Genomic DNA, 16,842 nt, shown 5'->3' on the forward strand with positions numbered 1-16,842 from the left:
CGGGCTGGGGAATTACCCAATCGTGTCAATCTGGCGGTGCCGTCGGGGGCGTTCCGGCTGACACGAGGGGCACCAGTGGGCCAGTCGGGCCGTCACCCCGGAGCCGTGTCGGCCCTGCACGATCACCGTTCCGCAGCGGCGGCACGGCTGCCCCTGCCGACCGTAGACCCAGAGGTTGCGACCCCTGCGCGTGTCACCGGTCGTCGCCCGCGCGGCTCGGCCCCGGTTGGCCCAGAGGAGTCGTCGGCCGAGGCGCACCAACCTGCCCGGGTCCTCGATCTGGGACACGGTGGTCAGCGGGTTGATCCCGGTCAGGTAGAGCACCTCGGCCGTGTAGACGGTGCCCAGACCGGCCAGGTTGCGTTGGTCGAGCAGAGCCTCCCCGATCGGCCGGTCGGGTCGGCTCGCGAGTCGCCGGACCGCCTCGGCCGCGTCCCAGTCCGGGCCGAGCAGGTCCGGGCCGAGGTGGCCGACGAGCGCGTCCTCCTCGGCGGTGGGCACCAGGGCGACCTCGTGCAGGTGGTAACCGACGGCGACCGCGTCGGCCGTGCGCAGCACCACCCGGATCAGGTGCGCCGGCCCGCCGGTCCACCGTCCGCCCGGCGCGTACGTCCGCCAGGCCCCGTCCATCCGCAGGTGCGAGTGCAGCGTCCAGGTCGCGTCCCGGTCGCCGCCGGTGTCCGGGGACGTCAACCGGAGCAGCAGGTGCTTGCCCCGACTGACGCAGCCGAGCACCACCGCACCGGTGAGGTCGGTGGCGGCGAGCTGCGGCACCCGGAAGTCGGACCCGGTCAGCCGGCGGCCCGCCAGCGCGCGGTCCAGCACGCGGGCGGTGTTCCACACGGTGTCACCCTCGGGCACGCGTCCATCCTGCCTCGCCGCACCGCCCCGGGCACGGGGACCGGGGCCACGGGTCGCCCCGGCCGTCCGGCCCGGTCGGTCCGGGGCCGGTCACGGTCCGGGGCCGGGCAGCCGCCGGGGCGGGGGTCAGGGGTGCTCGTCCGGGCGGGGCGGGCGGACCATCTCCTGGTAGCGCGGGTGACTGGCACCGTAGATGGCGAAGTTGAGGCGGGCGTGGGACAGGCTCAGGTCGCCGTTGGGGCCGCCCCGGACCACCTCGGCGTCCACGTCACCCTGACCGTCGTCTGTCCAGAAGCAGACCGGACAGGTGCCGCCACCGGTCCGGAACCCGCAGCAGGGACAGGTCGCTGGAACCCACTGCTCGCCCACCCTCCGAGCATTCCACAGTGCAGGGTGTGGTCACAGGCGGGGACCGGCTCAGTCCGGATGCCGGACCGGCACCGGGTCGCCCGGCCGCACCCCCAGGCGGTCCGCCGCCCGGCCCCCGTTCACCGCCACCGCGACCCGGCCGGCCGAGTCGACGTAGACCACCAGTTGGCCCGGGGGCGCGTCGCCGAAGGTCCGCCCGTGCACCGCCTCGTGCCCGCCCACCCGCAGCGTCGCCGGTCGGCCGGCCAGCGCCGACGGGGGCGCGGCGAGCTGGACGTTGCCGAAGTGGTCGACGGTGAGCACCTCGGCGGTGAACCCCGCCGGGGTCACCTCCAGCGCCGGCTCCGGCAGCCGGACCAGGTCGGCCGGGTCGACCGCGGGACCCGCCCCGGCCAGCGGCGCCCCGCCGGCCAGCCGGGCGGCGACCGGGGCGAAGACGTCCCGACCGTGGAAGGTGCGGGACACCTCCGGGGCCAGCCATTCCGGGTTGGTCAGCTCGACCGCCGAGCGGATGCCGCCCAGCGCCTCGGCGGCCGGCACCAGCAGCCCGTTGTCCGGCCCGACCAGCAGGCCGCCGGGAGCCTCGACGGCGACCCCGCGCCGACTGGTGCCGACCCCGGGGTCGACCACCGCGACGTGCACGGCCGGGGGGAGGTACGGCACGGTCTGGGCGAGCACGGCCGCCCCGTGCCGGACGTCGGTCGGCGGCACCAGGTGGGTCACGTCGATGACGCGGACCCCTGGCGCGAGGCGGGCGAGCACGCCGTGGCAGGCCGCGACGAACCCGTCGGAGAGCCCGTAGTCCGTGGTAAACGACACCCAGCCGAACGCCATGGCTCCCACCCTAGATCCTCCGGTGGGGACGGTCGGTGGACGGTTGTCGGTCGACCGGCCCTCGCACCGCCGGGGACGGTTCGGCAGACTACGAGGGGTGACCTCCGCACCCCGTACCCTGACCGTCGCCGCCCTCGTGCTCGCCACCGTCCTCACCGGCTGCGGTGACGACGCCGACGACCGGCCCGACAGCGCCGCCTCGCCGAGCGCGCCCGTGTGGGCCACCCCGGCGGAGGGCACCCCGCCGGCACCGTCGGCGACGCCGGGCGCCGGGACGGCCCCGAGCGCCGGGGTGACCCCGAGCGGTCCACCCCGGGCCGGCCGGATGACCCCGCCGCCGGTCGCGCCCAGCGACCGGGGCGGCTCCACCCCACCCTTCGTCATGCCGACCCGTCCGGCCGGCGCGCCCAGCGCCCGGCAGGTGGTGGACGCCTTCCGGGCCGCGAAGCTGCCGGTCGCCGGCGTCCGCGACCGCTCGGTGGACTGCGGGCCGGACGGCGCGGGGCTGGGCTGCGCCGAACTGCTCGTCACCGACGCCGTCTCGGTGTACGTCTTCCCGAGCGAGGCGAACGCGATGAACCAGGCCGACATGTGGGGCACCGACGCGTACCGCAAGGGGACCGTGGTGCTCAGCTACCTGGGGACCACCACCAAGGCGGACCAGCGGAAGCGCTACGACAGTGTCCTCGCCGGCCTGGGCTGAGCGACCCGCCGCCCGGGCCCGGCCGTCGGCGCCGCCCCCTGCGGTGGCCCCGAGACCCGGCATGCCCGCCGACGGCAGCGTGCGGGCGTCGAGGCGTCAGCCGTGTAGGCGCAGGCCGCGTGGGGTGGCCCGGAAGCCGGCGGCGGTGAGCGCGTCGCGCAGCGGTGAGGCGTGCACCGCCCCGCCGTCCGCCCGCTCGACCGACATCGCGCCGAGCGCGCCGGAGTGCACCGCGTCGGCCAGCGCCTTCGCCGCTCCGGTGAGAACCTCGCCGTCGGCGTCGAAGGACAGGATCGTCCGCCCGCCGCGCTCGACGTAGAGCACCAGCTCCCCGTCGACCAGCACGACCAGGGCACCGGCCTTGCGTCCGGCCCGGTGGCCGGTGGTCGGGGTGGCACCGTCGCCGGAGTCGACCACCCGCTCCGGCCAGGGCAGCGCCGCGCCGTACGGGTTGGCCGGGTCGGTCGCCGCCAGCACCAGCGGCGCCCCGCCACGCGTCCGCGTGGCGTCGGCGGTGTCGGCGAGGGCCCGGAGCCGGTCCACCGCGCCGGGCACCGCGAACTGCGCCGCCCCCAGCCCCTCCACGAAGTACCCGCGCCGGGCCGCCCCGCGTTCCTCCAACGCGGACAACACCGGGTAGACCGCGGCGAACCCGCCGGTCACCTGCTCGGCGACGACCGCGCCCCGGGTGAGCACCCCGTGCCGCTCCAGCAGCAGGTCGGCCCGGGCAGCGGCCCGCCGGGTCGGGTCGGTGTCCCGCTCCGGCAGACGGGACCAGCGTCCGGCCACCGTCGGCGGGCCGCTGCGGGTGGGCAGCGCGACCCGGCCGGGACGACGGTACCGGGTGCGGGGGGCGGTGGGACGGGCCCGGTGCGCCCCGGCCCCGCCGAGCAGCGCGCGCAGCGGGGCGAGCGTGTCGTTGGTGAGGTGACCGGCCCAGACCAGGTCCCACAGCACGGCGGTGAGCGCCGCGTCGTCGCCGGAGCCCACCCGGTCGGCGAGCGAACGGAAGAAGAGCGCCTGGCCGTCGGCCAGCGCGTCCAGCACCGCCTGGTGCGCCGGGGTCAGGGTCAGCGCCTCGTCCGGCGGGGGCAGCAGCAGCGGCGCGGCGTCGGCGTACGCCAGGGTGACCCAGCCGTCCCCGCCGGAGATCGCCCCGGAACCGGCCCAGACCAGCTCGCCACTGGCGCAGAGCTCGTCGAGGAAGGCGGGGGAGTAGTCGGCCACCCGGGTCGGCAGCACCAGCCGTTCCAGCGCGGACGCCGGCACCGCCACGCCCTGGAGCTGTTCGAGCGCGGCGGCGAGCGCCTCCACCCCCCGGGCTGTCGCGCCGACCTGCTGCCAGCGGGGCAGGAAGGTGGCGAGCGTCCGGGGCGGCACCGGTTCGATCTCCCGGCGCAGCGCGGCCAGGGAACGGCGGCGCAGCAGTCGCAGCACCTCCGCGTCGCACCACTGGCTGCCCGCGCTCTCCGGCAGGAACTCGCCGGCGACCACCCGCCCGGTCGCGGCGAGCTGGCGCAGGGCCTGCTCCACCACGGCGACGCCGAGCCCGAGGCGGGCCGCGCAGGTCGCCGCCGCGAACGGGCCGTGCGTACGGGCGTACCGGGCGACCAGGTCGCCGAGCGGGTCGGCGACCGGGGTGAGGTACGCCTCGGGCACCCCGACCGGCAACGCCACGCCGAGCGCGTCGCGCAGCCGGGCGGCGTCCTCGACCCCGACCCAGCGTTCCTGGCCGGCGATGCGCAGCCGCAGCACCCGCCGGGCGTCGGCGAGCCCGGTCAGCCAGTCCGCCGGCACGCCCCGCTCGGCCAGCTCGTCGTCGGTCAGGTCGCCGAGCACCCGGAGCAGTTCCACCACGTCCTCGGCGTCGCGGGGTCGACGCTGTTCGGTCAGCCAGCGCAGCTGCCGGTCGGTCTCGGCGAGCACCGTCGGATCGAGCAGTTCGCGCAGGTCGACGCGGCCGAGCAGCTCGCCGAGGAGGCCGGAGTCCAGGGCCAGGGCGGCGGCCCGCCGCTCGGCCAGCGGGGCGTCCCCCTCGTAGAGGAACGCGCCGACATACCCGAAGAGCAACGAGCGGGCGAACGGCGACGGCTGGGCCGTCTCCACCTCGACCAGGCGGACCCGGCGGGTGGTCAGCTCCCGCATCAGCGTGGTCAGCGCGGGCAGGTCGAAGACGTCCTGGAGGCACTCCCGGGCCGCCTCCAGGGTGACCGGGAAATCGGCGTACTCGCGGGCGACGTCGAGCAGTTGCGCGGACCGCTGTCGCTGCTGCCAGAGCGGCTGGCGGCGGCGCGGGTCCCGGCGGGGCAGCAGCAGGGACCGGGCCGCGCACTCCCGGAACCGGGCGGCGAAGAGCGCCGACGTGCCGACCGACTCCTCGACCAGCTGGGTGATCTCGTCCGGGTCGAAGGCCACCACGTCGGCGCCGGGGGGTGAGTCGGCGGTGTCCGGCAGGCGCACCACGATGCCGTCGTCGGAGGGCATCACCTGGGCGTCCACGCCGTACCGCTCGGCCAGCCGGCGGCCGATCGCCAACGCCCACGGCCCGTTGACCCGGGCGCCGAGGACGCTGTGCACGGCGAGCCGCCAGTCGCCCAGCTCGTCGCGGAAGCGCTCGACGACCACCGTCCGGTCGTCCGGGAGGGAGCGGGTGGCGGCCTGCTGCTCGCGTAGGTAGGCCATCAGGTTGCCGGCGGCCCAGTCGTCCAGCCCGCCGCCCCGTAGCGCCGCCAGCGCGGCCTCGTCGTCCTGCCGCAGCAGGGCCCGCACCCGGCCGCCGATCGCCCGGCCCAGCTCGACCGGGCGGCCCGCCTGGTCGCCCTTCCAGAACGGCATCCGGGCGGCCTGTCCGGGAGCCGGTGAGACCAGCACGCGGTCGGGGGTGATCTCCTCGATCCGCCAGGACGAGGAGCCGAGCAGGAAGACGTCACCCACCCGGGACTCGTAGACCATCTCCTCGTCCAGCTCGCCGACCCGGGCGGCGCGCTCCGCACCGGCCAGGAAGACCCCGAACAGCCCCCGGTCCGGAATGGTGCCGCCGCTGGTCACCGCGAGCCGCTGCGCGCCCGGCCGGCCGGTGAGCACGTCGGTGGCGCGGTCCCAGACCAGTCGGGGACGCAGCTCGGCGAAGGCGGTGGACGGGTACCGCCCGGAGAGCATGTCCAGCACCGCGTGCAGGGCCGAGTCGGGCAGCTCGGCGAAGGGCGCGGCCCGGCGGACCACGGCGGCCAGGTCGCCGATCTGCCACGGCTCCATCGCGACCATCGCGACGACCTGCTGGGCGAGCACGTCGAGCGGGTTGCGCGGATGGTGCAGCTCCTCGATCGCCCCGGCGGCCATCCGGTCCGCCACCACGGCGCAGGAGAGCAGGTCGCCCCGGTGCTTGGGGAAGACCACGCCCCGGGAGACCGCGCCCACCTGGTGCCCCGCCCGGCCGACCCGTTGCAGGCCGGCGGCCACGCTCGGCGGCGCCTCGATCTGCACCACCAGGTCGACGGCGCCCATGTCGATGCCCAGCTCCAGACTGGAGGTGGCCACCACGCAGGGCAGCTGCCCGGACTTGAGCGCCTCCTCGATGTGCTTGCGCTCCTCCCGGGAGACGCTGCCGTGGTGGGCCCGGGCGATCACCGGCGCGGCCCCCTCGGCGACGCCGGACTGGGCGACGATCTCGGCGGGCAGCCGTCGGGCGGACGGCGCGGGAGCCGGCCCGACGGTCGGGTCGGACGTCGCCCCGGTCGCCACGCCGTCGGCCGGCGGGGGTTCGGCGGCCAGTTCGTTGAGGCGGGCGCAGAGCCGCTCGGCGCTGCGCCGCGAGTTGGTGAAGACGATCGTCGAGCGGTGCGCCCGGACCAGGGCGAGGACCCGTTCCTCCACGGCCGGCCAGATCGACGCCCGCCGGGGACCGGGACCGTCGAGGTCGTCCCCGGTCGGCTCGACCTCGTCGAGGCGGGCCATGTCCGCCACCGGCACCTGGACGCTGAGCTCGATGGTCTTGGCGGCCGGTGGCTGCACCACGTCGACCGGCCGGGAGCCGCCCAGGAACCGCGCGCAGGCGTCGATCGGGCGGACCGTGGCGGACAGGCCGATCCGTTGCGCCGGCCGGGGGAGGAGCTCGTCGAGGCGTTCCAGGGAGAGCGCCAGGTGCGCGCCGCGCTTCGTGCCGGCCACCGCGTGCACCTCGTCGACGATCACCGTCTCGACCCCGCGCAGGGAGTCCCGCGCGGCGGAGGTGAGCAGCAGGAACAGCGACTCCGGGGTGGTGATGAGGATGTCCGGCGGGGTGCGCGCGAAGGCCCGGCGCTCGTCGGCGGGGGTGTCTCCGGTGCGCATTCCGACGGTGACGTCGGGGGGCGTGACCCCGAGACGGGTGGCCGCCTGCCGGATCCCGGCGAGCGGGGTGCGCAGGTTCCGCTCGACGTCCACCGCCAGGGCCTTGAGCGGGCTGACGTAGAGCACCCGGCAGCGTCGTCGTCGGTCGTCCGGGGCCGGTTCCCGGGCCAGTCGGTCCAGGGACCACAGGAACGCGGCGAGCGTCTTGCCGGAACCGGTGGGGGCGACGACCAGGGCGTGCCGTCCGGCCGCGACCGACCGCCAGGCACCCGCCTGGGCGGGCGTGGGTGCGGCGAAGGCGGCGGTGAACCACTCCCGGGTCGGCGCGCCGAACCCCGCCAGCATCTCCGTCACGTCTCCCATCCTGCCGCGTGGGTGCGACAACGACCCGCCCACGCGTCGCCCGGGGCCGGGACGGTGTCCGGCTGGGCTTCTTACGGGACAAGATGGGCTTCTTGCGCGTTAAGTCTTACTTAACTGCTTGCTAGGCCACGGAAACATACAGTAACTTCTCCCGCATCGCCGGGTCGGGGAGGGGAGCCGGATGGCCGTGGAGCGAGGCTCGGAACCCGGCACCGACGTGCTCATCCGCAAGGTCGACAGTCATCTCGCCACCGTCCGGGTCGGCCTGCACGGCCCCGAGTTGGAGTTGGCCGAACGGCTCGCCCGGTGCCTGCGGGAGCTGGTCGTGCAGACCGCGCAGGCCAGCGCCGCCGACCGTGCCCAGGTGCGGGCCGCCGTGCACTACTTCGTCCTGCGCCGGGAGAGCCGGGGGCAGTTGCGTAGCGTGCGTTCCCTCGCGGCGGCGCAGCGCGTGGTCAACAAGGTGGCTCTCCAGCTCGGCCGTCCGGACCTGCTGGTGGAGTCCCGCCGGGACCGTGTGCTGCGCGAGTCGCCCGTGGCGGCCGGCACCCGCCCCGCCGAGCGGCCCGGTCCGCAGTCACCGACCGGGTGGTAAACCGGGCTTTTTTCGCAAAAGCCCCCATAGGCCCCGTCATCTGACGTGTGATCCCTGGTAGCCGGAGAGTGCCCCGCCGGGCGCTGCCACCTACCGGGAGGACGCGTGTTCGTACTGCTGATCCTCCATCTCGTGGCGGCCCTGCTCGCGCCGCTGCTGGTCCGGTGGTGGGGGCCCCGGGCCTGCTATCCGCTCGCCCTGGCGCCCGCCGCCGCCTTCGTCTGGGCGCTCGCGCGGACCCCGGCGGTCCGTGACGGGGGCACGCTGGTCGAGTACCACCCCTGGATCCGCCAGCTCCAGCTCGACCTGGCCTTGCGGACGACCACCCTGTCCTGGCTGATGACCCTGCTGGTCGGCGGCGTCGGCGCGCTGGTGCTGGTGTACTGCGCCGGCTACCTCGCTCCGGACGAGCCGGACCTCGGCCGGTTCGCCGGTGTCCTCGTCGCCTTCGCCGGGGCGATGCTCGGTCTGGTCCTCGCCGACAACCTGCTCCTGCTCTACGTCTGCTGGGAACTCACCACGGTCTTCTCGTACCTGCTGATCGGGCACCACCCGGAGCGGCGGGCCAGCCGCTGGGCCGCCGCCCAGGCGCTGACCGTGACCACCCTGGGTGGACTGGCGATGCTCGTCGGGTTCGTCGTGATCGGGCAGTCGGCCGGCACGTACCGCTGGTCGGAGATCGCGGCCGCGCCGCCCGGTGGCGGGTACCTGACCGTCGCCGCCCTGCTCGTGCTGGTGGGGGCGCTGACGAAGTCGGCCGTCCTGCCGTTCACCGCCTGGTTGCCCGCGGCCATGGCCGCACCCACGCCGGTCAGCGCCTACCTGCACGCGGCGGCCATGGTGAAGGCCGGTGTCTACCTCGTCGGCCTGCTGGCCCCGGTGCTGGCCCACACCCCACCCTGGCGGCCGGTCACCACCGTGGCCGGACTCGCGACCCTGGTCGTCGGCGGCTGGGCGGCCTTGCGTCAGACCGACCTGAAACTGCTGCTGGCGTTCGGGACCCTGAGCCAGCTCGGCCTGCTCATGGCGGTGACCGGAGCGGGCACCCGGGAGGCGGCGCTGGCCGCGCTGGCGCTGCTGCTGGCGCACGCCCTGTTCAAGGCGGCGCTGTTCCTGGTCGTCGGGGCCGTCGACCACGTCGCCGGCACCCGGGACCTGCGCGAACTGACCGGGCTGCGACGTCGGCTGCCGCTGCTCTGGATCGTCGCGCTCCTCGCCGCCGCGTCGATGGCCGGGGCTCCGCCGCTGGTCGGGTTCGTCGCCAAGGAAGCCGTGCTGTACGCGTTCCTCCACGACCCGCTCGCCCTCGGCGTCGCGGTGGTCGGCTCGGCCCTCACCGTCGCCTACAGCGCCCGGTTCCTGTGGGGCGCCTTCGGTACGAAGCCCGGCGTCGACCCGGTGCCGGTCGGGCGGCCGGCCGGCGCGCTCGTGCTACCTCCGGCGCTGCTGGCCGGGGCCGGGCTTCTCCTCGGGCCGCTCGCCGGACCGGTCGGCACCCTGCTCGCGCCGTACGCCGCGGCGTTTCCCGGCAGCGACCATCCGCTGGCGCTCTGGTCCGGCCCCCAGCCCGCCCTGTGGCTGTCCCTTCTGGTGCTGGCGGCGGGTGGGCTGATCTTCCTGCTGCGCGGCCCGCTCGCCCCGGTGCTGGCCCGGGTCCGGGCCCCGATCGCCGGACCGGAGTTCTACGAGGGGGCCACCCATGTCTTCGACCGGGTCGCGATCGAGCTGACCAGCCGGATCCAGCGCGGCTCGCTGCCGCAGTACCTCGGCACCATCCTGGTGGTGCTGGTGGTGCTCCCGGGCGGGGCGATGCTGCTGGTCCGGCCCTGGCCGGTGCCCACCCGGATCTGGGACAGCCCGGTGCAGCCACTGGTCGGCCTGATCGTCACGGTGGCGGCGGTGCTCGCCGTGGCCGCCCGGACCCGGCTGACCGCCATGCTGCTGGTCGGGGTGACCGGGTACGGCACCGCGATGATCTTCGTGGTGCACGGCGCGCCCGACCTGGCGCTCACCCAGATCCTCGTCGAGACCGCGACGATCACGCTCTTCGTGCTGGCGCTGCGCCGGCTGCCGCCCCGCTTCTCGGTTCGTCCCCTGCGGCGCAGCCGGTGGGTCCGCGCAGGGATCGGGGTGGCCGTCGGCGTGGTCCTCGCCGGCCTGGCCGTCGTGGCGGCCGGCAGCCGTCGCCTGCCGCCGGTCTCGGCGGACTTCCCCCGACTCGCCGTCGAGCAGGCCTACGGCGACAACGTGGTCAACGTGATCCTGGTCGACATCCGTGTCTGGGACACCGTCGGCGAGATCTCGGTCCTCGTGGTGGCGGCCACCGGGGTGGCCAGTCTGATCTTCGAGCGCTCCCGGACCGGGCCCCGCCCGCGTCGCCGGGGCCCGTCCGCCGCCCGCAACCGGCCGGGTCAACGGGTCTGGCTCCGGGGCGGCCCGACCCTGCACGAACGTCGCCGTTCGCTGGTCTTCGAGGTGGTCACCCGGCTGATCTTCCACAGTGTCGTGCTCTTCTCCCTCTTCCTGCTCTTCTCCGGGCACAACGCGCCCGGTGGCGGCTTCGTCGGCGGACTGGTGGCGGCGCTGGCGCTGACCCTGCGCTACCTGGCCGGCGGCCGGTACGAACTGGAGGACGCCGCGCCGGTGGGAGCCGGCTCGGTGCTGGGCGTCGGGCTGGGGACCGCCGTGGGCAGCGGAGTGGTCGCGTTGCTGACCACGGGGAACCTGTTGGAGAGCAGCCGGATCAACCTGAGCGTCCCCGGTATCGGCGACTTCTACCTGGTCACCTCGCTCTTCTTCGACATCGGTGTGTACCTCATCGTCATCGGCCTGGCGCTGGACGTCCTGCGCACGCTCGGCGCGGAGGTGGACCGCCAGATCCAGACCGGTGGCCAGGCGGCCCGGGGCCTGGCGGCCGACCAGGGGGGCGGGCAACGGTGACCGCCTCGGGAGACGGCCCCACGCTGGTGCTGGCGGTCATCGTCGCCGTGCTCGTCGCGACCGGCGTCACCCTGCTGCTGGAGCGCAACATCACCCGGATCCTGCTCGGCGTGATCCTCTTCAGCAACGGGGTCAACGTGCTCATCCTGCTCAGCGGCCCGGCGGAGGAGGCCCCGCTGGCCGGCACCACCCCGGCGGACCAGATGAGCGACCCGCTGCCCCAGGCGATGATCCTCACCGCCATCGTGATCACCCTGGGGCTGTCCGCGTTCCTGCTGGCCGTGGCGTACCGGAGTTGGCTGCTCACCTCGCACGACGAGGTGCGGGACGACCCGGAGGACCGGCAGATCGTCGGGCTCGCCGACCGGGACGCCCCGCCCCCGGGGGACCCGGGCGGGGAGGGGCCGGGGGACGACGCCGAGCAGGTGGACCGCTCGCCGAACGCGCCCGAGCCGTCCCACCCCGTCGGGGCGGATGCGTCCGGCCCCCGCCACGTGGCCGAGGAACACGCTCCCCGCCCGCAGCGCGCGGCCGGGGACGGCCCACCCGACGACGACGGGGCCGTCGGTCCAGGAGGCCGCCGATGACCGCCCTGGTGCCGCTGCCGGTGGTGATGCCGCTGCTGGGTGCCGCCCTGACCCTGGTGCTGCCATGGGCACGGGCACAGCGCGCGGTCAGCGTGGTCGTCCTCACCGCCACCCTCGCCGTGTCGGCGGTGCTGCTCGTCCGGGCGTACGCCGAAGGACCGCTGGTGGTCCGGATCGGCGGCTGGCCGCCACCGGCCGGCATCGTGCTGGTCGCCGACCAGTTGGCCGCCCTGATGCTGACCGTCTCGGCGGCGGTGACGCTCTGCGTGCTGCTGTACTCCATCGGTCAGGGTCAGTCCGACCTCGACGAGGGCACCCCGGTGAGCATCTTCCACCCCACCTACCTGGTGCTGACCGCCGGAGTCACCAACTCCTTCCTCGCCGGTGACCTGTTCAACCTGTTCGTCGGGTTCGAGATGCTGCTGACCGCGAGCTACGTGCTGATCACCCTGGGGGGCAGCGACGTCCGGATCCGCACCGGCTCGACGTACGTGGTGGTCAACATCCTCGCGTCGATGGTCTTCCTGAGCGGGGTGGGCCTTGTGTACGCGGCGACCGGCACGCTCAACCTGGCCCAGCTCGCCGGCCGCCTCGACACCCTGCCGGCGGACCTGCGGCTGGCGCTGCAACTGATGCTGCTGCTCGCCTTCGGCATCAAGGCCGCCGTCTTCCCCCTGGCGGCGTGGCTGCCGGACAGCTACCCGACCGCGCCCGCCCCGGTCACCGCGGTCTTCGCCGGCCTGCTCACCAAGGTCGGCGTCTACGCGATCATTCGCACCGAGACGCTGCTCTTCCCCGACGGGCGGGCCGACGCGTTGCTGATGGTGGTGGCCGGGCTGACCATGCTGGTCGGCATCCTGGGCGCGGTGGCCCAGTCCGACCTGAAACGGATGCTCTCCTTCACCCTGGTCAGCCACATCGGCTACATGATCTTCGGGGTCGCGTTGAGCACCGTGGCCGGGCTCACCGGCGCGATCTTCTACGTGCTGCACCACATCACCGTCCAGACCACGCTCTTCCTCGTCGCCGGCCTGATCGAGGTGCGCGCCGGCAGCACCGACCTGCGCCGCCTCGGTGGTCTGGCCCGGATCACCCCACTGATCGCCGTGCTGTTCTTCGTCCCGGCCATGAACCTCGCCGGGATCCCGCCGTTCCCGGGTTTCCTCGGCAAGCTCGGCCTCTTCCAGGCGGGCGCGGCGGTGGGCGGCGCGCTGCCCTGGACGGTGGTGGCCGCCGGGGCGGTGACCAGTCTCTGCACCCTCTACGCCGCCTCCCGGGTGTGGAACATCGCGTTCTGGCGGTCGCCCCGGCTGGCCGCCGAGGCTCCGTCACTGCCCCGCCTGATGGTCGGCTCGACGGTGGCGCTGGTGACGCTCGGCGTGACGCTCACCCTCGCCGCCGGGCCGATCTTCGCGGTGACCGCGGACGCGGCGGACGACCTCTACCGGCGCACCCCGTACGTCCGGGCCGTCTTCCCCGAAGGCACCCCGTGAACCCGGACCCGTCGGTTCCCGCGCCCGGCCCCCACCGGCCGATGATCCCCGGGGCGACGCCCGGCCGTGCCCGCGCCGCCCGCTGGCGGGAACGGCTGATCGCCGCCGGTTGGATGGTGCTCATCTGGAACCTGTTCTGGGGGCGGTTCACCCTCGGCAACCTGGTCGGTGGGGTGGCCGTCGCGGCGGTGGTGCTGGTGTTCTTCCCGCTGCCGCCGGTCACCCTGGACAGCCGGCTCCGCCCCGGCCCGCTGCTGCGCTTCGGCGCGCGGTTCGTCGTCCAACTGGTCGGGGCCAGCATCCACGTCGCCTGGATCGCCGTCCGCCCCGGCTACCGGCCGCGTAGCGCGATCATCGCGGTCCGGCTGCGGGTGCGTACCGACCTGAACCTGGCCCTCACCGCCGAGGTGCTCTCCCTGGTGCCGGGAAGCCTGATCGTCGACGTCGACCGGCACACCGGCCTGCTCTACGTCCACGTCTTCGACGTCCGTGGACCGGAGGACCTGTGCCGTACCCGTCGGCGGATCGAGGACGTCGAGTGCCGCCTCGTCCGTGCCGTCGGCTCTCCCGCCGAGGTCCGGCTGCTGGACGCCCCCGCCGAGAAGGGAACCGCCACGTGAACCTGACCATGATCGTCGTCCTGACCGTCCTGCTCTCCGTCACCGCGCTGCTCGCGCTGGTCCGGATCGTGCGCGGCCCGTCCCTGCTCGACCGGCTGGTCGCCACGGAACTGCTGCTGGCCACGATGATCGCCGCGGTGGGCGCCGAGGCGGCGGTGCACCGGCAGACCACCACCCTGCCGGTGCTGGTGGTGCTGTCGCTGCTGGCGTTCCTCGGCTCGGTGGCCCTGGTCCGGTTCGCCGTCGGGGAGGAGTCGTGAGCGCCACCGACCTGGCCGACCTGCTCGCCACCGTCTGCCTGCTGGCCGGCGCGCTGTTCAGCCTGGCCTCCGGGGTCGGGGTGCTGCGCCTGCCGAACGCCCTCGACCGGATGCACACGGTGACCAAACCGCAGGTGCTGGGGGTGCTGCTGATCCTGCTGGGTCTGGCGCTCCGCCTGCGCAGCCCCACCGACCTCGGCATGATCCTGCTGGTCGGGCTCTTTCAGCTGACCACCGCACCGGTCACCGCGCAGATGATCAGCCGGGCCGTCTACCGGTCCGGCCGGGTCGATCGGGACCTGCTCGACGTCGACGAACTCGCCAACCGGTGAAAACGCTTCCCCCGACATCCGGGCAGCGCACACCCCGGGCCGATAAAATGACTCGCATGATCGACTCTTCTGCCCAGGAGGGCAGCAGTAGCCAGCCGGGTACGACCCGGCTTCCCCTGCCCGCGACGTCGGGAGCCCTGAGCCTCCCGTGTTGATCGTCGTCGGACTCATCCTGATCATCGTTCTCACCGCCGCCACCGGCTACTTCGTGGCCCAGGAGTTCGGCTACGTCGCCGTCGACCGCGGCAAGCTGCGGCAGATGGCCGACGACGGCGATCCCGCCGCCGCCCGAGCCCTGCAGGTCACCAGCCGGCTCTCCTTCATGCTCTCCGGCGCCCAGCTCGGCATCACCGTCACCGCCCTGCTCGTCGGTTACGTCGCCGAGCCGTTCCTCGGTGCCGGACTGGCCGAACTGCTCGGCGTGGCCGGCGTCTCCACGGCGGTCAGCCTGCCGCTGTCGGTGGCGCTGGCCCTGGTCATCGCGACCGTCGTGCAGATGGTTCTCGGTGAGCTGGCCCCGAAGAACCTCGCCATCGCCCGGCCCGAGCCACTGGCCCGGGCCCTGAGCCGTTCCACCCTGATCTACCTCGCCGTGGCCGGTCCGCTGATCAAGCTCTTCGACCGGTCCGCGGTACGACTGCTCCGGCGGGTCGGCATCGAGCCGATCGAGGAACTGCCCAGCGGGGCGACCCCGCAGGACCTGGAGCAGATCATCGCCGAGTCCCGCGAGGAGGGACACCTCGACGCGGCCATGTCCGACCTGCTCGACCGCGGGCTGGACTTCCGGGAGCTGACCGCCGGGGAGGCCATGGTCCCCCGGGTCGACGTGCACACCGTCCGGGCCGACGAGCCGGTCAGACGGGTGGTCGAGCTGCTCGACACCGGTCACTCCCGGTTCCCGGTGCGGGGCGCCGAGGGCGTCGACGACCTGGTCGGCGTGGTCGGGATCGCCGACGTGCTCGGCGTACCCCCGGCGGAACGCGGGACGACGCCGGTGAGCGCGGTGGCCGTACCGCCGCTGCTGGTGCCGGAGACGCTGCCGCTGCCGACGGTGCTCGACCGGCTGCGGGTCGGACACCGGCAGCTCGCCTGCGTGGTCGACGAGTACGGCGGGTTCGCCGGCGTGATCTCGCTGGAGGACATCGCCGAGGAACTGGTCGGTCCGATCCGGGACGAGGACGACCCGCCCGAGCGGGCCCCGGCCCGGCAGGACGACGGGTCCTGGGTGGTCCCGGCCCGCTGGCGGATCGACGAGGTGGCCGACAGCACCGGCATCGCGCTGCCCGAGGGCCCGGAGTACGACACCGTCTCCGGGCTGGTCATGCGGGAACTCGGCCGGGTGCCCGAGGTGGGTGACCTGTTGGAGATCGGGCTGCCCGCCGAGGACGGCGAGCCCGCTCCCCGGGCCCTGGTGGAGGTGCTCGCGGTGGACCGGCACGTCGCCGACTCCGTCCGGCTGCGGGTCATCGGCACGAGCGAGGTGGCGGCATGAGCACCGGACTCGCGCTGATCACCTCGGTGGTGCTGCTGGCGTTGAACGCCTTCTTCGTGGCCGCCGAGTTCGCCCTGGTGGCCAGCAAGCGGTACCGGCTGGAACAGGCCGCGGCCGGCGGCGGCCGGGCGGCCCGCGCGGCGCTCGACGGCGTCCGCGAGCTGTCCCTGATGCTGGCCGGCGCGCAGCTCGGCATCACCCTCTGCACGCTGGGCCTGGGCGCGCTCGCCGAACCGGCGATCGAGCACCTGCTCAGCCCGTTGCTGCACGCGGTCGGCCTGCCGACGACGGCGAGCCACGTCGTCGCGTTGGTCTTCGCGCTGAGCCTGGTCACCTTCCTGCACCTGGTGGTCGGCGAGATGGCACCGAAGTCGTGGGCGATCACCGACGCGGAGCGGTCGGCACTGCTGCTGGCGCTGCCGTTCCGGGCCTTCGCCCGGGTGGCCCGGCCGGTGCTCTCCGCGCTCAACGCGGTGGCCAACGCCATGCTCCGGCTGGTCCGGGTCAACCCGCAGGACCAGCTCGCCCAGGTGCACGGCCCGGAGGAGCTGCGCATGCTGCTGGAGCAGTCCCGGGAACACGGGCTGCTCGGCGCCGAGCAGCACCAGATGCTCACCAGCATGCTGGAGTTGCAGGGCACCAAGGTGGCCGACGTGATGGAGCCCTTCGGGGAGATCGTCACGGTCCGCCGGGACGACCCCGCCGAACGGATCGAGGAGGTCTCCCGGGACAGCGGCCGGTCCCGTCTCGCGGTGGTCGACCCCGACGGTGACGTGGTGGGACTGGTACACGTCCGGGAGGCCGTCCGGGTCACCACCACCGGGCGGTCGGCGACCGCCGGTGAACTGATGACCGACGCGTTCACCCTGCCCGCCACCGCCTCGGTCACCGAGGCGGTGGCCGCGATGCGTGGTGTGCAGGCGCAGCTCGCGCTGGTGCGCAACGGTGGCGGCCCGACCCGCCCGATCGGGTTCGTGGCGTTGGAGGACCTCCTGGAGGAGGTCATCGGCGAGTTCGACGACGAGACCGACCCGGTGCCCCGTGGGCGGCGGATGCGGTAGGGC

14 protein-coding genes are annotated in these 16,842 nt (G+C 74.5%); 10 read left to right on the forward strand and 4 right to left on the reverse strand.

The annotated features are described in order from the left end of the window. Nucleotides 1-12: 12 nt before the first annotated feature. The 3 genes from QSK20_RS04840 to QSK20_RS04850 form a co-directional block, all read right to left on the reverse strand. Nucleotides 13-861, reverse strand: a complete 849-nt coding sequence (locus tag QSK20_RS04840; RefSeq protein ID WP_285787336.1) for a DNA-formamidopyrimidine glycosylase family protein — start codon at nucleotides 859-861, stop codon at nucleotides 13-15. A gap of 126 nt (nucleotides 862-987) precedes the next feature. After that, a complete protein-coding gene (locus QSK20_RS04845) occupies nucleotides 988-1,230 on the reverse strand; it encodes a CPCC family cysteine-rich protein (protein WP_285787337.1) in 243 nt (80 codons plus the stop codon). A gap of 48 nt (nucleotides 1,231-1,278) precedes the next feature. After that, nucleotides 1,279-2,064: an SAM hydrolase/SAM-dependent halogenase family protein gene (locus QSK20_RS04850; RefSeq protein ID WP_285787338.1), complete on the reverse strand. Its 786-nt coding sequence runs from the start codon at nucleotides 2,062-2,064 to the stop codon at nucleotides 1,279-1,281. A gap of 97 nt (nucleotides 2,065-2,161) precedes the next feature. On the opposite strand from QSK20_RS04850, the gene QSK20_RS04855 reads away from it, so the two are divergent. Continuing rightward, a complete protein-coding gene (locus tag QSK20_RS04855; protein WP_285787339.1) occupies nucleotides 2,162-2,767 on the forward strand; it encodes a hypothetical protein in 606 nt (201 codons plus the stop codon). Nucleotides 2,768-2,863: 96 nt separating this feature from the next. Here the strand turns inward: QSK20_RS04855 and QSK20_RS04860 are convergent, their stop codons facing one another. Beyond that, the gene (locus tag QSK20_RS04860; RefSeq protein WP_502888858.1) at nucleotides 2,864-7,441 is read right to left on the reverse strand and encodes an ATP-dependent helicase; all 4,578 of its coding nucleotides are present in this window, start codon (nucleotides 7,439-7,441) and stop codon (nucleotides 2,864-2,866) included. 199 nt (nucleotides 7,442-7,640) lie between these two features. On the opposite strand from QSK20_RS04860, the gene QSK20_RS04865 reads away from it, so the two are divergent. The 9 genes from QSK20_RS04865 (at nucleotide 7,641) to QSK20_RS04905 (ending at nucleotide 16,839) form a co-directional block, all read left to right on the forward strand. Next, the gene (locus QSK20_RS04865; RefSeq protein WP_285787341.1) at nucleotides 7,641-8,054 is read left to right on the forward strand and encodes a hypothetical protein; all 414 of its coding nucleotides are present in this window, start codon (nucleotides 7,641-7,643) and stop codon (nucleotides 8,052-8,054) included. Between the two features lie 105 nt (nucleotides 8,055-8,159). Continuing rightward, on the forward strand, nucleotides 8,160-10,994 hold the full coding sequence (locus QSK20_RS04870; RefSeq protein WP_285787342.1) for a Na+/H+ antiporter subunit A: 2,835 nt from the start codon (nucleotides 8,160-8,162) through the stop codon (nucleotides 10,992-10,994). Next, complete coding sequence (locus QSK20_RS04875; protein WP_352232275.1) at nucleotides 10,991-11,581, forward strand: Na(+)/H(+) antiporter subunit C; 591 nt, start codon at nucleotides 10,991-10,993, stop codon at nucleotides 11,579-11,581. Before QSK20_RS04870 ends, QSK20_RS04875 begins: the two co-directional genes overlap by 4 nt. Continuing rightward, nucleotides 11,578-13,074 carry a Na+/H+ antiporter subunit D gene (locus QSK20_RS04880; RefSeq protein WP_285787343.1) on the forward strand — a complete coding sequence of 499 codons (1,497 nt, stop codon included), beginning with the start codon at nucleotides 11,578-11,580 and terminating at the stop codon, nucleotides 13,072-13,074. Before QSK20_RS04875 ends, QSK20_RS04880 begins: the two co-directional genes overlap by 4 nt. Continuing rightward, nucleotides 13,071-13,694 carry a Na+/H+ antiporter subunit E gene (locus tag QSK20_RS04885; protein WP_502888846.1) on the forward strand — a complete coding sequence of 208 codons (624 nt, stop codon included), beginning with the start codon at nucleotides 13,071-13,073 and terminating at the stop codon, nucleotides 13,692-13,694. The genes QSK20_RS04880 and QSK20_RS04885 overlap by 4 nt, the downstream gene beginning before the upstream one ends. An 8-nt stretch (nucleotides 13,695-13,702) precedes the next feature. After that, complete coding sequence (locus tag QSK20_RS04890; RefSeq protein WP_502888860.1) at nucleotides 13,703-13,954, forward strand: MrpF/PhaF family protein; 252 nt, start codon at nucleotides 13,703-13,705, stop codon at nucleotides 13,952-13,954. Next, complete coding sequence (mnhG, locus tag QSK20_RS04895; RefSeq protein ID WP_285787345.1) at nucleotides 13,951-14,286, forward strand: monovalent cation/H(+) antiporter subunit G; 336 nt, start codon at nucleotides 13,951-13,953, stop codon at nucleotides 14,284-14,286. Before QSK20_RS04890 ends, mnhG begins: the two co-directional genes overlap by 4 nt. Nucleotides 14,287-14,434: 148 nt before the next feature. Then, nucleotides 14,435-15,778: a hemolysin family protein gene (locus tag QSK20_RS04900; RefSeq protein WP_285787346.1), complete on the forward strand. Its 1,344-nt coding sequence runs from the start codon at nucleotides 14,435-14,437 to the stop codon at nucleotides 15,776-15,778. Then, nucleotides 15,775-16,839: a hemolysin family protein gene (locus QSK20_RS04905; RefSeq protein ID WP_285787347.1), complete on the forward strand. Its 1,065-nt coding sequence runs from the start codon at nucleotides 15,775-15,777 to the stop codon at nucleotides 16,837-16,839. Before QSK20_RS04900 ends, QSK20_RS04905 begins: the two co-directional genes overlap by 4 nt. The last annotated feature ends 3 nt before the right edge of the window (nucleotides 16,840-16,842 follow it).

The sequence above is a fragment of the Micromonospora sp. NBRC 101691 genome (assembly GCF_030269285.1).
In the GTDB taxonomy this organism is placed as follows: Bacteria; Actinomycetota; Actinomycetes; order Mycobacteriales; family Micromonosporaceae; genus Micromonospora; species Micromonospora echinospora.

Excerpts from the sequence above, each read along its gene's own strand:
- QSK20_RS04905 (WP_285787347.1), top strand. The coding sequence starts at position 15,775 with ATGAGCACCGGACTCGCGCTGATCACCTCGGTGGTGCTGCTGGCGTTG.
- QSK20_RS04860 (WP_502888858.1), bottom strand. The coding sequence starts at position 7,441 with ATGCTGGCGGGGTTCGGCGCGCCGACCCGGGAGTGGTTCACCGCCGCC.
- QSK20_RS04850 (WP_285787338.1), bottom strand. The coding sequence starts at position 2,064 with ATGGCGTTCGGCTGGGTGTCGTTTACCACGGACTACGGGCTCTCCGAC.
- QSK20_RS04865 (WP_285787341.1), top strand. The coding sequence starts at position 7,641 with ATGGCCGTGGAGCGAGGCTCGGAACCCGGCACCGACGTGCTCATCCGC.
- QSK20_RS04890 (WP_502888860.1), top strand. The coding sequence starts at position 13,703 with ATGATCGTCGTCCTGACCGTCCTGCTCTCCGTCACCGCGCTGCTCGCG.
- QSK20_RS04880 (WP_285787343.1), top strand. The coding sequence starts at position 11,578 with ATGACCGCCCTGGTGCCGCTGCCGGTGGTGATGCCGCTGCTGGGTGCC.